This is a genomic window from Corynebacterium sp. HMSC034A01 (genome assembly GCF_001838175.1).
Lineage (GTDB): Bacteria > Actinomycetota > Actinomycetes > Mycobacteriales > Mycobacteriaceae > Corynebacterium.
This window is the reverse complement of the sequence record NZ_KV835964.1, coordinates 1-245: the sequence shown is the minus strand read 5'-3', so window position 1 is coordinate 245 and position 245 is coordinate 1. Positions and strand designations below refer to the sequence as shown.

The following is a 245-nucleotide window of genomic DNA, read 5'->3' as shown; positions in this document are numbered from 1 at the left end:
CGGCGTTGACCCCGTTGTGGAACGGGCACAGTTCGGCGAGGTTATCCATGTTGGTCATGCCCCCATAGCGCCAGGCGTTGATGTGGTGCGTCTGCGTGGTCTCAGCGGAGTGTTTGCAGTCGGGAAACGCACAGCTCGGGCAGAGCAGTTTCGACATGACCTTCTGCTTGGCGTTGGCGCAGCGTTTACCGTGGTAGAGGTTGACCGGGCCTTCCTGGGGGTGGAACGCGGCGACCTCTAACACG

General features: G+C 61.6%; 1 protein-coding gene. It reads right to left on the bottom strand.

All coding sequences use genetic code 11. The features are described from left to right. Positions 1 to 245 (bottom strand): HNH endonuclease signature motif containing protein (locus HMPREF2791_RS12050; RefSeq protein ID WP_168168294.1); only part of this gene is annotated, 245 nt, incomplete at both ends.